This is a genomic window from Pseudoalteromonas sp. S3776 (genome assembly GCF_005886915.1).
Classification (GTDB): Bacteria; Pseudomonadota; Gammaproteobacteria; order Enterobacterales; family Alteromonadaceae; genus Pseudoalteromonas.
In genome coordinates this window covers 1-339 of sequence record NZ_PNCU01000127.1, presented here as the reverse complement: position 1 = coordinate 339, position 339 = coordinate 1, and the positions used below count along the sequence as shown (strand labels likewise).

Genomic DNA, 339 nt, shown 5'->3' with positions numbered 1-339 from the left:
ACTACTAGAAATGCTTATTCTAGATGAAATTTCGCACCTAGTGCAGCGAAGCTCTAATATCCGTACAGTATCACACCTGCAATGGTCGACCTTTGTAAGTCCACTTAAAAGGCTTGGCCATTTTCTCATTGAAGAAGTCCACAAACTGATGAAGTCGTACCTTAAGGTCTTCAGTTGACGTAAAACTGTTTCGTTTCAGAAAGCGTCTCACCAGAATGGAAAACCATATCTCTATCTGATTCAGCCACGATGCATGCTTCGGGGTATAGTGAAAAACAATCTTATGGGACACATCGCTCAGATAAGCAGCCCTTGTTTTCATACTCTTAAGGGTTCCGG

At 42.2% G+C, this 339-nt stretch carries 1 pseudogene; it reads right to left on the bottom strand.

Annotated features, from left to right (window positions below):
• Positions 1–180 precede the first annotated feature (180 nt).
• Positions 181–339, bottom strand: a pseudogene (locus CWC16_RS20315) (transposase); the annotation flags it as partial.